At 62.8% G+C, this 13,349-nt stretch carries 13 protein-coding genes; 11 read left to right on the top strand and 2 right to left on the bottom strand.

Translation table 11 applies throughout. The features are described 5' to 3' along the window. The 5 genes from JQ558_RS31020 (at nt 1) to JQ558_RS31040 (ending at nt 6,449) form a co-directional block, all read left to right on the top strand. Complete coding sequence (locus JQ558_RS31020) at nt 1-1,356, top strand: DUF1254 domain-containing protein (protein WP_212296169.1); 1,356 nt, start codon at nt 1-3, stop codon at nt 1,354-1,356. A gap of 7 nt (nt 1,357-1,363) precedes the next feature. Then, a complete protein-coding gene (locus JQ558_RS31025) occupies nt 1,364-1,609 on the top strand; it encodes a DUF3302 domain-containing protein (RefSeq protein ID WP_212296170.1) in 246 nt (81 codons plus the stop codon). Continuing rightward, nucleotides 1,606-2,547, top strand: a complete 942-nt coding sequence (locus JQ558_RS31030) for an HlyD family secretion protein (protein ID WP_212296171.1) — start codon at nt 1,606-1,608, stop codon at nt 2,545-2,547. The genes JQ558_RS31025 and JQ558_RS31030 overlap by 4 nt, the downstream gene beginning before the upstream one ends. A 23-nt stretch (nt 2,548-2,570) precedes the next feature. Next, on the top strand, nt 2,571-4,517 hold the full coding sequence (locus JQ558_RS31035) for an adenylate/guanylate cyclase domain-containing protein (protein WP_212296172.1): 1,947 nt from the start codon (nt 2,571-2,573) through the stop codon (nt 4,515-4,517). Nucleotides 4,518-5,189: 672 nt separating this feature from the next. Continuing rightward, nucleotides 5,190-6,449 (top strand): MFS transporter, encoded by a 1,260-nt coding sequence (locus JQ558_RS31040; RefSeq protein ID WP_212296173.1) that lies wholly within the window; start codon nt 5,190-5,192, stop codon nt 6,447-6,449. Nucleotides 6,450-6,463: 14 nt separating this feature from the next. Here JQ558_RS31040 and JQ558_RS31045 read toward each other — a convergent pair whose 3' ends face one another. Both JQ558_RS31045 and JQ558_RS31050 read right to left on the bottom strand, forming a co-directional pair. Continuing rightward, nucleotides 6,464-7,441: a tripartite tricarboxylate transporter substrate binding protein gene (locus JQ558_RS31045; RefSeq protein WP_212207383.1), complete on the bottom strand. Its 978-nt coding sequence runs from the start codon at nt 7,439-7,441 to the stop codon at nt 6,464-6,466. A 54-nt stretch (nt 7,442-7,495) separates the two neighbouring features. Continuing rightward, entirely contained in the window at nt 7,496-8,446 is a 951-nt protein-coding gene (locus tag JQ558_RS31050) for a transporter substrate-binding domain-containing protein (RefSeq protein WP_249142720.1), read from the bottom strand. On the opposite strand from JQ558_RS31050, the gene JQ558_RS31055 reads away from it, so the two are divergent. The 6 genes from JQ558_RS31055 to JQ558_RS31080 are packed head-to-tail and all read left to right on the top strand — an operon-like array spanning nt 8,445 to nt 13,337. Continuing rightward, nucleotides 8,445-9,158: a TetR/AcrR family transcriptional regulator gene (locus tag JQ558_RS31055; protein WP_212296174.1), complete on the top strand. Its 714-nt coding sequence runs from the start codon at nt 8,445-8,447 to the stop codon at nt 9,156-9,158. The genes JQ558_RS31050 and JQ558_RS31055 overlap by 2 nt on opposite strands. A 7-nt stretch (nt 9,159-9,165) precedes the next feature. Next, entirely contained in the window at nt 9,166-10,035 is an 870-nt protein-coding gene (locus JQ558_RS31060; protein ID WP_249142721.1) for an amidohydrolase family protein, read from the top strand. Between the two features lie 10 nt (nt 10,036-10,045). Continuing rightward, nucleotides 10,046-11,044: a tripartite tricarboxylate transporter substrate binding protein gene (locus JQ558_RS31065; protein WP_212296176.1), complete on the top strand. Its 999-nt coding sequence runs from the start codon at nt 10,046-10,048 to the stop codon at nt 11,042-11,044. Nucleotides 11,045-11,069: 25 nt separating this feature from the next. Beyond that, nucleotides 11,070-11,795: a PIG-L deacetylase family protein gene (locus JQ558_RS31070; RefSeq protein ID WP_212296177.1), complete on the top strand. Its 726-nt coding sequence runs from the start codon at nt 11,070-11,072 to the stop codon at nt 11,793-11,795. Further along, nucleotides 11,792-12,484 carry a 4-carboxy-4-hydroxy-2-oxoadipate aldolase/oxaloacetate decarboxylase gene (locus JQ558_RS31075; protein WP_212296178.1) on the top strand — a complete coding sequence of 231 codons (693 nt, stop codon included), beginning with the start codon at nt 11,792-11,794 and terminating at the stop codon, nt 12,482-12,484. The genes JQ558_RS31070 and JQ558_RS31075 overlap by 4 nt, the downstream gene beginning before the upstream one ends. A 7-nt stretch (nt 12,485-12,491) precedes the next feature. Beyond that, nucleotides 12,492-13,337 carry a hypothetical protein gene (locus JQ558_RS31080; RefSeq protein ID WP_249142722.1) on the top strand — a complete coding sequence of 282 codons (846 nt, stop codon included), beginning with the start codon at nt 12,492-12,494 and terminating at the stop codon, nt 13,335-13,337. The last annotated feature ends 12 nt before the right edge of the window (nt 13,338-13,349 follow it).

Raw genomic sequence — 13,349 nt, forward strand, 5'->3', positions numbered from 1 at the left:
ATGTTTGGACGAACGCTAATTGCAGCGGCAGTGGCCCTGACGATTTTCATTGCACCCCAGGCGTCGGCGCAAAATGTTTCCCCGGCCGAAGCACAGACGATCGCCAGGGACGCCTACATCTATGCCTACGCCATGATGGAAAATTATCAAACCTGGCGCACGCAGGCGGTTGACAAGGACTCAAGCGCCTATGTCGGCGGCTTTAATGTGTTCCGGCATTATTCGGAGCCGTTCACGCCTGAAAACAAGGACGTCGTCACGCCGAACAACGACACGCCCTATTCGTGGGCGTGGCTCGATTTGCGCGCCGAGCCGATGGTGATCAGCGTGCCCGCGGTGCCGAAGGACCGCTACTACGTCGTTCAATGGATCGACCTTTTCACGCAGAATTTCGCCTATATCGGCGTGCGCTCGACCGGCTTCGGCGCCGGCAGCTACATGATCGCCGGCCCGAAATGGAAGGGTCAGAAGCCTGCCGGGATCAAACAGGTGTTCAAGGCCGAAACCGAGATCGTGGGAACGCTGACGCGGACCGCGCTGCAAGGTCCCGATGACGTTCCCAACGTCAAGGCGCTGCAGGCGCAGTACAAGCTGCAGCCGCTCAGCGCGTTCCTGAAACAGCCGGCTCCGCCGGCTGCTCCAGCCATTTCATTCCCGCCCTATGACAAGGCCAAGGCGCGGACGCATGACTTCGTCGGCTATTTGAACTTCCTGCTGCAATTCGCCGAGCCGCCGCATCCCAGCGAAGTCGCGATACGCAAGCGGTTTGAGAAAATCGGCATCGGCCCCGGCAAGCCCTGGGACGCCGCCAAGGTCGATCCCGCAACGCTTGCGGCCATCGATGCGGGCGTGAAAGAGGGACAGGCGGCGATCGACGCTCTGGCGAGCAAGACCTTCGACACTAATGGCCTGTTCGGCTCCCGCGCGCAGCAAAAGAGCAACTTGAATCGTGCTGTCGCCGCCATGAAGGGTCTCTACGGCAATTCGATCGAGGAAGCCTGGTATGGCGGCTACGTCTGCGACGGCAGCAAGCCGGCGACGGTTCATTTCACCAAGGCCAATCTGCCGCCGGCAAAGTTTTTCTGGTCCATGACCATGTACACGATTCCCGACCGGTTCCTCTACGCCAACCCGATCAATCGCTACTCGATCGGCGACCGCACCAAGGGACTCCAGTACGGCAAGGACGGCTCGCTGACGATCTATGTCGGCAACGCGTCGCCGGGAAAAGACAAGGAAAGCAACTGGCTGCCGGCGCCGGCGGCGAAGTGCAGCCTGGTCGCGCGCGTCTACGGGCCGAGCAAGGCGGCGATGACGGGGACGTGGAAATTGCCGCCGCTGGAGCCGGGAAAGTGAGACAGCAATGAGTGGCTTCGACATCTTCGCCTGGATCGTCCTGATCATCCTGATTGCCTGTGTGGTTGCGGTGTTCTGCATCGCCGGCTGGCTGCCCGGGCACATCGCCAAGACCCGCGGCCATCCGTGGGCGGAGGCCGTGACGGTGGCCGGCTGGGTGACGCTGATCTGCGGTTTTGCGCTTTGGCCGCTCGCCCTGATCTGGGCCTATGTCGACGCGCCTGCACGACGCAGAGAGGAGCGCCCGCAATGATCGTCGCAATGCTCTGTGTTTATCTGGTGCTGCTGTTCTTGCTGGTGCGTTTTGGCGTCGTCCGCTTCAACCTGTTCTGGAAGGTGTCGCCGTTCATCGTCCTGCTGCTGCTCAATATCGGACTGTTCATCCCGATGGGGTGGGGCGCGCCGCAGGGGCCAGTGCTGCTCGTGCGCAACTCGGTCTCGATCGTGCCGAGCGTGGCCGGCGAGGTGATCGACGTTCCCGTCGAGGCGAACAAGCCGCTCAGGGCGGGCGACGTGCTGTTTCGAATCGATCCCGTGCCGTATGAAGCGCAGGTCAACGCGATCGAGGCGCAGTTGAAGCTGTCTGCGACCCGCCTTGCCCAGATGACGCAACTGTATGAGCGCGATTCCGGCCGTGGATTCGACGTCGAGCAGCGGCAATCCGAAGTCGATCAGCTCAAGGCGCAGCTCGAAGGCGCGAAGTGGAATCTGGACAAGACGGTGGTGCGCGCGCCGGCCGAGGGCTACGTCACTAACCTCGCACTGCGCAAGGGCGCGCGCGTCGCCAATCTGCCGCTGGCCCCGGTCATGGCCTTCATCGATACGTCCGACAGTATCGTTGGTGTCGAAATCGCGCAGATCGATGCCCGCTACATTGAACCAGGCCAAGCCGTCGAGGCGACGTTCAAGTTCAAGCCGGGGCAGATCTACAGCGGCAAGGTCGAGAGCGTCCTTCAGGCGGTCGCGACCGGTCAGGTGCAGACCTCGGGACTGGCCGTGACGCCCAAAAATATTGCCTCCGTGCCGTTTGTCGTTCGTATCCGGCTCGACGACGCGCATCTGGTCCGGAGTTTGCCCGCCGGCAGCGCCGGCGATGCCGCCATCTTCACCGAACACGTCAAGCTGGCGCACGTCATCCGCAAGGTGCTGCTGCGCCAGATTGCGATCACGAATTACGTCAATCCGTTCTGAGTGGAGTGATTGATGGTGCTTCGATGACGAACAACACAAGCCTCCGGCTCGGGTTCAAGACCTCCGTCATCACGCTGTTCGTCGCGATCGTTCTCGTCATCGGTCTGGCACTGGTCTATCTCAGTTTTGAGCGGATCACCGCGGTCACTAATGCGGCCGCCAGCCAGTTCATTGGCAAGGTGGCCGAATCGTCGGCGGACCGGATTGGCTCGCAACTGAAACTGGTGAGGGACAATCTCGAAATTCTGAATGCGCTGCCGCCGATCCAGTCCGCGGAAATCGAGGATAATCCGCGCCTGTATGCTCTGCTCGCGGCCATGGTGAAGAACAACACACAGCTCTTCAGCCTGTATGTCGGTTACGACGATGGCTCGTTCATCGAGATGGACGATATCGGCGGTACCGGTCGGGACTCGCGCGCGCGGCTGGAGGCACCCGAACAGGCCGCGTTCCGGCTGGTCGTGATCTCGCGGTCCGATCCTGCTCGCGTCAAGTCAAGAAGGCTGTTTCTGTCGGAGACGCTCGAAATAATCAGGGAGTTGCCGGGGCCGCTCGATTACGATCCGCGCCAGCGCCCTTGGTACAAAGACGCTGAGCGCCGCGATGGCAGCTGGCTGACCGGACCGTACATTTTTTTCGCGACCGGAAAGCAGGGCTACACCGTGCAGACCGCGCTGAAAGCGGGCAGGGATGGCGTGATTGCGGGCGACCTGCTGATGGATGCAACGCAGGAGGTGTTGAAGAAAGAGAAGCTGACGGCCTCAGGCGTCGCCTTCCTGTTCGACGATAGCGATCGCATTCTCGCCCATCCCCGGATGTCTGAAATGCTCGGAAGAGAGGTTTCGGGCACTATCCCCAGCCTGCGTGAAACCGATATGGCGGGGGTTCTCAAGGCGATCCGGGCCTGGCGCACGAATGGGATTTCCGAACAGTTCTTCAACGATACGGGGGGCCGGCTGTATGCCGCCGCATTCCAGACCATCCCCCGTTCAGGTCCGGCCAACCTCCGCGTCGCAGTGGTGGCGCCCGTCGACGAGTTCTTCGCCAGTATCCTCTCGGAGCGCCGGCGGCTGTTTGTCGCCACGCTTGGATTCGTCGCAGCCATGGTGCCGATCGTGTTCGTTATAGGTTCGATTCTGTCCAAATCGCTGCGGGCGCTGGCGGACGAGACCGACCGGATCCAGAGGTTCCAGCCGGCGGTCGGTCCATCAGTGCATTCCACGATCCGCGAGATTGATGATCTCGGCCGGTCTGTCTCCACCATGCGCACGCTGGTGCAGACCTTCTCACACTTCGTCCCAAAACGCCTGGTGCAGCGGCTCGTGGAAACCGGCGACGCGATGACGCTGGGAGGCGCGCGCCGGGAGGTGACCGTGCTGTTCACCGATGTCGTCAACTTCACCGGGCTGACCGAGAACAGGGATCCCACTCAGGTGATGCTGTACACCTCGCGCTACTTCGCCGCCATGTCCGAGGCGATCATGGCGAACAAAGGCACGGTCGATAAATTCATCGGCGACGCCGTGATGGCGATTTGGAACGCGCCGATCGAGGATGACGATCATGTTGCGAATGCCTGCGCGGCAGTGCTCGCCTGTATCGAGGCCAACCGTGAGCTCAACGCCGCGTTCGAGCGCGAAGGATGGCCGGTCTACAACACGCGGTTTGGCCTGCATGTCGGCGATGTCGTGGTCGGCAACATCGGATCATTGGACCGGATGAACTACACCGTTCTGGGGGCGTCGGTGAACCTCGCGGCCCGCCTTGAATCCCTGAACAAGAACTACGGCACGTTGGCGCTGGTGAGCGAGGCAGTCAGGCAGCGCGTCGAAACCCGCTTCATGTTTCGTGCGGTAGATCGCATCAAGCCCAAGGGCTTTGCGGCCGAGTTTCAGATTTATGAATTGGTCGGGGCAAGGACCGACAGCGGCGAAGTCGGGCCCGGCCCGGAGATCAAACTATCTGTGTGACCCTTCGTCAGGACAAGGCCGTTTTTGCCCGGAAAGGCAAATCACTTCTGATCGACAGAAATAATGTCACGCCCCGGAATCAAAAATATTTCGCTTATTCGAAGAGAAAATCAGTGCATATCTATCGCCATCCCGTCCCTTTCAGAGGGGCGTTGGCCATCGTCACAACGAGGGGCGGGTCGTGGTGGACGCAACAGTTGCGCTTGACGCGCGCGGCTGAAGCGTACGGTGAAGTCGTGTGGTCCCGACGCCCCGATGCTGGCGTCAAGTTCCGAAGAGGCTAACGCTTCTAAGGAGCGACGGTGACAACGAGCTCGGCCCGACCGGGGAGAGCACGATATAAGCCGTAAAGCCATTGCGCAGGGAATGTCGGATCGCCTCCGCTGCCCTGTATGCTCGTGTGCAGCTTTTGTTTGCACAATCGCACACGAGACCGCGGGTGCAGCGCGCATCCGGCATTCCCTGCGCCCTCTCGATTTGGGGGCGAAAGCTAGCCTTTAAACCTCGGACGCATCGCGCCGCGAGACCGCGAACTCATATCCGGTATGACCTTTTGCGTTGCGAGATCAATGGCCTCTCAATTGACACAAGCGATCCCTGCACGCTATCCAAGCCGAAGCAAAGAACAAGAAACAGGGCAGGGTGGAACGCGATGAACCGCGACAGCGCGTCTTGAGCGATTTCGCGCGGCCTTCCGCGCTCGCGCCATTCCGTATCAGGAATTATCGTTTCCAGTGGCCCGCCGATCTGCTCACCTCGTGGGCGTTCGAGATGGAGATGATCATCCTCGGCTGGTACGTGCTGGTCGAGACCGGGTCGGTGCTGCTGCTCACCGTGTTCGCTTCCTTGGGTTATATCGGCACATTGGTCGCGCCGATGTTCGGCGTCGTCGGGGACCGGATCGGTCACCGCGATCTCCTGGCCATGATGCGCGCGTGCTACGCGGTGCTGGCGACCGTGCTGATGACGCTGGCGCTGTCAGGCCATCTCAGCCCACTTTTTGTTTTTATCGTCGCGGCCCTGATGGGGGTCGTCCGTCCGTCGGACCTCGGCGTGCGCGGCGCACTGGTTGCGACCATCATGCCGCGCGATCAACTGATCGGCGCGATCAGCATCTCCCGAACCACGATGGATACCGCGCGCATCGCCGGCGCGCTGAGCGGCGCCGGATTGTTCGCCGCGCTCGGGATGGGAGCGGCCTATGTGGCGATCGTCTGCCTCTATCTCGTCGCGACCTTGCTGACACTGTGCGTGGTGGCACCGGCCAAGCCGTATCCGACCGGCGATACCGAAAGCGAGGTGCTGCGGCCCTCGCCATTGCGCGACCTGATGGAGGGCGTGGCCTATTGCTGGACCACGCCGCGCATGCGCGCTGCGCTTTGGGTCGCGTTCCTCGCCAACCTCACGGCCTATCCGCTCACCAACGGATTGCTGCCCTATGTGGCCAAGGCGATCTACGGCACCAACCAGACCGGGCTCGGCTATCTCTCGGCAAGTTTCGCCATCGGCTCGCTGGCCGGCTCGATCGTGCTGAGCCTGATTCACGGCATCAGGGTGGCGCGGCTCATGATCGCCTCGACCGTGCTGTGGTATGCGACGCTGCTGCTGTTCGTGCAGATGCAGACGGTACCGACCGCGATCGTCTGCCTTGTCATCGCCGGTTTCTCGCAGAGCCTTGCGATGATCTCGATCGCCGTCATCCTGATGCGCACGGCAGCCGAGAATTTCCGCGGCCGGGTGATGGGCGTGCGCATGATGGTGATCTATGGCCTGCCGTTCGGCCTTCTGGCCGCAGGCAGCCTGATCGACGAGATCGGCTTCGCCGCGACGGGAACGCTGTACGCGGCGGTCGGACTCGCCTTGATGCTGGCGATCATGCTGCACTGGCGCGCCGATTTATGGCCGGTGCATGCCCCGGCCAATGCGCGATAGGCGTCGCGCTGGCCTCACTGCATCTTGATGTTGGCTTCCTTGAGCACCGGCTCCCACTTGGCGGCCTCCGCGCGCATGAACGCGTCGAATTCCTGCGGTGAGTTTCCGACCGGCGTCGCGCCCATCTTTTCCAGCGCGGTCAGAACCACCGGGTCCTTGAGAGTGGCCTTGAGATCGGCGTTGATCCTGGTCACCTGTTCCGGCGCCATGCCCGCGGGTCCAAGAAAGCCCCACCACACCGACGCGTCGTAGCCGGGCAAGCCGGACTCCGCGACCGTCGGGACATCCGGCAGCGCCTTGGCGCGCTGCGCCGTCGTCACCGCGAGCGCGCGCACCGTAGAGCCCTCGAGCTGGCCGACGACCTCCGGCAAGGGATTGACGCTGATCGGAATCTCGCCCGCGATCACGGCGGTGAGGGCGGGCGCACCGCCCTTGTAGGGAATCGCGAGGATCTTCACCTTGGCCATGTAGTTGAGCAGTTCGCCGGCAAGGTGCGCCGACGTGCCGTTGCCGGACATGCCATAGGACAAGGCGTCGGGCTTCTCGCGGGCGATCGTCAGCAACTCCCCGAGATTCTTCACGGGGCTGCTCTTGGACACGACGATGGCGAGCGGCGACGCGGCGATCTCGCTGATCGCGGTAAAATCCTTGAAGGTGTCGTAGGGCAACTTTGGATAGAAGAACTGATTGAGCGGATGGCCGCTGGCGACCAGGATCAGGGTGTAGCCGTCGGGCGCCGATTGGGTCAGCGCCTGCGAAGCGATGGTGCCGCCGGCGCCGGGCCGGTTTTCGATCACGGGCTGCTGGCCCCAGATCTTCGACAGCGACTGGCCGACGGTTCGGGCAAGGACATCGACCGCACCGCCGGCCGCATAGGGCACCAGGATGCGCACCGGCTTGCTTGGGAAACCCTCGGCGTTTGCCTGCGTACCGGCCAGCGAGAATAGCGCCGCTGCGAGAACAGAACGGATGAGTTTGCGTGGGGTAGGCATTGCAGGAAATCCTTCTTGTCCGGATCGATGGTTGGAAGTGGGCGGCGTGTGCCGCTAATTCTGTGTTTCCGGCGTAACCGCGCCGCGCAGCCCCGCACGCACAATCGCTGCCTTGACCAGGCCTTCCGACTTCGCGGCTTCGGTGAACTGCCGGATGAACGCCATCCCGCCGTCGCGTCCTTTGGGGACGCCGATCGCGAAGCGTTCGACGCCCCAGCGGCCGTCGAGCACTTTCGACCCCGGCAGCTTCTCCGACATTTCGTACAGCGAGGCCTTGTTGGTGGCGTAGGCATGGAGGGTGCCGGCGGTCAGCATCTCGATCGCCGCATCGAAATTTGCTGCGCGCACGATCTCGGCCTTCTTCAGGTCGCGTGAAAGCGTGGCATCGGACGAGCTTCCTGCCGTGACGCCGACGCGTATGCCCGCTGCATCCACCTCGGTCAGCGCTGTGAGCGCCGAGCCCTTCGGCACGAGATAGCCGAGTTCGACCTCAAAAACGGGCGGGCCGAAATCCATCTCCCGTGCCCGCGCGGCTGTGGCGTTCGTGAGGGCGATGTCGGCCTTGCTCGTCTTGACCGCTTCGAGGACCTCGGCATTTCTGGAAAAAACAACGGGTTCAAAAGGGACGCCGAGCCGCGTTGCGAGTTCCTTGCCGAGATCGTAACCGACTCCCTTCGGCCCGCCAGCCTTCGGATCGGGCAGAATCGAGGTCGGCGTTCCCGTGTAAAGCGCGACCTTGAGCGTACCGCTCGGTGCGAGGATTTGCTTGACCTCGGGATCGGCCGCAACGGCGCTGCCGCGGCAGAGGGCTGCCGCAACCATCAGAATCGCAACAATAATCTGGCGCCTTCCGGCCATACCGCTCTCCAATGCCCAGTCCACGGAGCGGCGTCGTGTTTCCCACCACCACTCAGTTATTTGTTGACTGGACCTGATAATTTGTACATCTGTACAAAAGAAAAAGCGGAAAGCAAACCCCCGAAGAAAAACCCAAAGAAAACTCATGACGCGCAATCCCAATATGCGGGAAGCCATCCTCAGCGCGGCCGAGAGCCTGTTCTCGACCCGGGGCTTCAACGCGGTTTCGATCCGCGACATCGCGCTGGAGGCGGGCGCCAACCCCGGCAGCGTCACCTATCATTTCAAGAGCAAGGACGGCCTGCTGCTGGAAATCTACAAGCGCCATTGCGGTCCCATGAACAAGCGCCGCATCGAGCTATTGGTGGCGGCGCGGCGCGTGCGCGACGTGCAGGACCGGCTGGAGGCGATCGTGCGCGCCTATGTGCAGCCGGCGTTTTCGTCGAGCAGCGATCTGGCCGGTGGCGGCGCGCGGTTCACCCGGCTGCGCGCTGTCATGTCGGCGGAAGGCAACGCCGTGGTCGGCCGCATCATTGCGGAGATCTTCGACGATACCACCAACGCCTTCATCGAAGCGATCGAGCAGAGCCTGCCGCATCTGCCGCGCAAGACGCTGGTCTGGCGCTCCCAGTTCCTGCTCGGCGCGCTCTATTACACCCTCGTCAACCCGGAGCGGGTGACGCGGTTGTCGCGCGGCGAGGCCGACGGCGCCGACATGGCCGAGGCGATCGAGCAACTGGTTTCCGCCACCGTCGCCTCGCTGCAGGCGCCTGACATCAACGGCCAGGCGGCCGCGGAGTCTGCCGCGAAAGCCGGAGCCAGGAAAGCCCCGGCCGGTTCGCGCTCACGTAACCCATGAGAGCATGATGTCGAAGCCAACGATTCCCGGCCCGGATCGCGATACGCGGACGCCGAAATTCCGTCTGCCGCCGCTGGCGTGCGACGCGCACACCCATATTTTCGGGCCTGATGATAAATACCCGTATGCGCCGGGGCGGCCGTATACGCCGCCTGACGCGCCGCTGGAGGATTTCAGGGCGCTGCACAGGAAGATCGGCATTGGCCGGGCCGTCATCGTCAATGCCAGCGTGCACGGCACGGATAACCGCGTCGCGCTCGACGCCATCGCGGTCAGCAACGGCACGTTTCGCGCCGTCGCCAATATCGACGATACGATCACCGAGCGCGGCCTGCGCGAGCTGCACGAGGGCGGCTTCCGCGGCTGCCGATTCAATTTCGTGCGCCATCTCGGCGGCGTGCCTGACATGGCGGTGTTCCACAAGATCGTCGCGATGGTGGCGCCGCTCGGCTGGCACATCGACCTGCATTTCGATGCGATCGATTTGCCTGAATATGCCGACCTGCTGGCAAAACTGCCGGTGCGTTACACCATCGATCACATGGGACGGGTCAAGGCCGCCGACGGTCTCGATCAGTTGCCGTTCCGCACCCTGATCGACCTGATGCAGCGCGACGAGAAATGCTGGGTCAAGGTGTGCGGTTGCGAGCGGGTATCCTCCAGCGGTCCGCCGTTCCACGACGCGGTGCCGTTCGCGCGCCGGATTATCGAGACCGCGCCGGATCGCGTGATCTGGGGCACCGACTGGCCGCACCCGAACGTCAAGGTGATGCCGAACGACGGCGATCTGGTCGATCTCATTCCACTGTTCGCGCCAGAAAGCGAATTGCAGCAGAAGATTCTGGTCGACAATCCCGCACGGCTGTTTGAGTTTTGATGGGGCAACCATGACGGGCAAGCGCGATGGTTTTCGGTTGATCGGCCGCTGCGTATCGATCGCAGGCGCAATTGCGTTGCTGCTGCTGATGCCGCAGATTGCCTGCGCCCAAAACTATCCCAACCGGCCGGTGCGGCTGATCCTTCCCTTCGGTCCAGGCGGGGTTGCCGACGTCACCGCGCGGATCGTCACGGAGAAGCTCGGCGAAAAGCTCGGGCAGCGCTTCATCATCGAGAACATGCCGGGCGCCGGCGGCATCACCGCCGCGCGCGCGGTTCTGTCGTCGCCTCCCGACGGCTATACGCTGGCGCTGCTGAGCAACGGCACCGCGATCTCGGTGTCCCTGTTCAAGAACCTACGCTTTAATCCGGTCACGGATTTCGTTCCGGTCTCGAGCATGGGCTATTTCGACTTCATCCTCGTCACCCAGGCCGGCTCGCCGTACCAGACGTTGGCAGACCTGATCAAAGCGGCCAGGGAAAAGCCCGGCGCGCTCAATGTCGGCACCATCACTGTCGGCTCGACGCAAAATCTTTCGGCGCAATTGTTCAAATCCACCGCGGGCGTCGACCTGACCATTGTTCCCTTCCGCAGCTCGCCCGACGTCCTGATCGCGCTGCTGCGCGGCGACATCCAGATGGCGATCGAGAATTACACTGCGGTGCAGTCGCACATATCAGACAAGGCGGTGACGGCGGTGTCGTCCTCGGGACTGGTCCGCACCTCGTTTCTGCCTGATGTGCCGACGGTAAAGGAAGCCGGCGGCGGCGATTTCGAGGCGCGCTCCTGGAACGCGATCTTCGCGCCGAAGGGCACGCCGCCGGAGGTGATCGGTACGCTCAATGCCGCGCTCCGCGACGTGCTCGACACGCCCGATTTGAAGAAGCGCGCGCTTGAGCTGGGCATCGAGGCCAAGTCCTCCACGCCGGAGGAAATCGCGCAGCGGCTGAAGGACGACATCGAGAAATGGGCTAAAGTGATCGAGCGGGCGGGGATCGAGAAACAATAGCCGGAACACGAAAGAGGAAACAGCAATGACCAACGCAAACAAGACCGGCCTCGTGGTCACGGCGCATCCCGGCGATTTCGTCTGGCGCGCGGGCGGGGCGATCGCGCTGCATGCCAAAAAAGGCTACCGCATCAAGATCGCCTGCCTGTCGTTCGGTGAGCGCGGCGAGAGCCAGTTCGCCTGGAAGGAATCCGGCGCCACGCTTGAAAAAGTGAAGGCGGGACGGCGCGACGAGGCGCAGCGGGCCGCCGAGATGCTGGGCGCGGAAATCGAATTCTTCGATGCCGGCGATTATCCGCTGCGCACCACCGAAGCGCATTTCGACCGCATGGTCGACATCTACCGCGAGCTCAATCCGTCCTTCGTGCTCACCCACGCGCTGGAAGACCCCTACAATTTCGATCATCCCAACGCCGCGCATTTCGCGCAGGAGACCCGCGTGGTGGCGCAAGCGATGGGCCACAAGCCCGGCGCAAAGTACACCTACGCCGCGCCGCCGGTGTTCCTGTTCGAACCGCACCAGCCCGAGATGTGCAATTTCAAGCCGCAGGTGATCCTCAACATCGATGAGGTCTGGGAGCAGAAGCGCAAGACCTTTGAAATTCTCGCCGCGCAAAAACACCTGTGGGCGTACTATGAGCGCGTCGCATTGCAGCGGGGCATGCAGGGCGGCCGCAATTCCGGCAAGGCCATGACCTATGGCGAGGCCTATCAGCGGCTGTTCCCGATGGCGATGGAGGAACTGGCATGAAAACCGTCGTTGTCCGCAACATCAAGCGCACCGACGCTGATCTCGTGAACCGCCTCGGCGCGCTCGGCGTCGCCACCGCGCATGAGGCCTATGGCCGCTTCGGCCTGATGAAACCATATTTGCGTCCGGTATGGGCCGGCGGCGAGGCAGCGGGCACGGCGGTGACCGTGCTGGCGCAGCCCGGCGACAACTGGATGATCCATGTCGCGGTGGAGCAGTGCAAGCCCGGCGACATTCTGGTGGTCGGCTGCACCACCGACAATACCGACGGCATGTTCGGCGATTTGCTTGCGACCTCGCTGATGGCGCGCGGCGTCAGGGGCCTGGTGATCGATGCCGGCGTCCGCGATGCCAAGGCGCTGCGCGAGATGGGCTTTCCGGTGTGGTCGAGGGCGATTTCGGCCAAGGGCACGGTCAAGGCGACCTTGGGAGCCGTCAACGTGCCCGTGGTCTGCGCCGGGATCAACGTGGTGCCGGGCGACGCTGTGGTCGCAGATGACGACGGCGTCGTGGTCGTCAGGCGGAAAGATGCCGCCGATGTCGTGGCCAAGGGCGAAAAACGCCACGCCGACGAGGACGGCAAGCGCAAGCAACTCGCCGCCGGTGTGCTCGGTCTCGACATGTACAAGATGCGCGAGCCGCTGGCGAAGGCCGGCCTTGTCTATGTCGATGAGCCGGAGAGCGATTGAGATGGCAATGCGCCTGCGGACTCTGCTCGGCGATCATCCGGGGACATCAGCGCTGAAGAGCGGCGCGATTAAATCCGATCTGGTCGGGTTCGACTTTGTCGACTATTCGCCGACCAACAAGGGCTTCAAGCCGATGGTCCGCGAGGCCGCGTTCGACGTCTCCGAGATGGCCATCGTCACCTATCTGATGGCCAGGAGTTTTGACAAGCCGATGGTGCTGCTGCCCGATGTGGTGATGGCGCGCTACCAGCACGGACATGCGCTGTACAACGCCAAGCGGGGCGCGCTGAAGCCGCAGGATCTTGCCGGCAAGCGCGTCGGTATCCGCTCCTTCACCACCACGACCGGCGCGTGGCTGCGCGGCATCCTCGCCAATGATTACGGCGTCGACCTTGATTCGATCGACTGGGTGACCTTCGAGGACGCCCATGTCGCCGAATTCAAGGACACGACCAAACGGGCGCCGGCCGGCAAGCCAATCATCCAGATGCTTGTGGACGGTGAACTCGACGCGGTGCTCGGCGAGAAGTCGGACCATGCGGATTTGAAACCGCTGTTCGCCGACGTCGCCGCGGAGGAGAAGGCCTGGGCTGCGAAGCACAAGGTGGTGCCGATCAACCACATGGTGGTGGTGAGCCGGGCAATGTGCGAGAAAAATCCGGACGTGGTGCGGGAAGTGCATCGGCTGCTGACAGAGTCGGCCAATGCGTCGCCGGCCGCACCGCGCTTCACGGCGCAAGAGATGCGCCGTTCGCTGGAGCTGATCATTGGCTATTGCGCGCAGCAGAGGCTCATTCCGCGTGCGTTCAGCACGGATGAGCTGTTCGACGACGTAACGCGTGCGCTGATTTAAAGGAGCGATACC

Source organism: Bradyrhizobium sp. AUGA SZCCT0160 (genome assembly GCF_018130105.1).
Lineage (GTDB): Bacteria > Pseudomonadota > Alphaproteobacteria > Rhizobiales > Xanthobacteraceae > Bradyrhizobium.

Bases quoted from the DNA above. Each gene is read 5' to 3' on its own strand.
- JQ558_RS31020 (WP_212296169.1), top strand. From the start codon at position 1: ATGTTTGGACGAACGCTAATTGCAGCGGCAGTGGCCCTGACGATTTTC.
- JQ558_RS31025 (WP_212296170.1), top strand. From the start codon at position 1,364: ATGAGTGGCTTCGACATCTTCGCCTGGATCGTCCTGATCATCCTGATT.
- JQ558_RS31030 (WP_212296171.1), top strand. From the start codon at position 1,606: ATGATCGTCGCAATGCTCTGTGTTTATCTGGTGCTGCTGTTCTTGCTG.
- JQ558_RS31035 (WP_212296172.1), top strand. From the start codon at position 2,571: ATGACGAACAACACAAGCCTCCGGCTCGGGTTCAAGACCTCCGTCATC.
- JQ558_RS31045 (WP_212207383.1), bottom strand. From the start codon at position 7,441: ATGCCTACCCCACGCAAACTCATCCGTTCTGTTCTCGCAGCGGCGCTA.
- JQ558_RS31055 (WP_212296174.1), top strand. From the start codon at position 8,445: ATGACGCGCAATCCCAATATGCGGGAAGCCATCCTCAGCGCGGCCGAG.
- JQ558_RS31050 (WP_249142720.1), bottom strand. From the start codon at position 8,446: ATGAGTTTTCTTTGGGTTTTTCTTCGGGGGTTTGCTTTCCGCTTTTTC.
- JQ558_RS31060 (WP_249142721.1), top strand. From the start codon at position 9,166: ATGTCGAAGCCAACGATTCCCGGCCCGGATCGCGATACGCGGACGCCG.
- JQ558_RS31065 (WP_212296176.1), top strand. From the start codon at position 10,046: ATGACGGGCAAGCGCGATGGTTTTCGGTTGATCGGCCGCTGCGTATCG.
- JQ558_RS31070 (WP_212296177.1), top strand. From the start codon at position 11,070: ATGACCAACGCAAACAAGACCGGCCTCGTGGTCACGGCGCATCCCGGC.
- JQ558_RS31075 (WP_212296178.1), top strand. From the start codon at position 11,792: ATGAAAACCGTCGTTGTCCGCAACATCAAGCGCACCGACGCTGATCTC.
- JQ558_RS31080 (WP_249142722.1), top strand. From the start codon at position 12,492: ATGCGCCTGCGGACTCTGCTCGGCGATCATCCGGGGACATCAGCGCTG.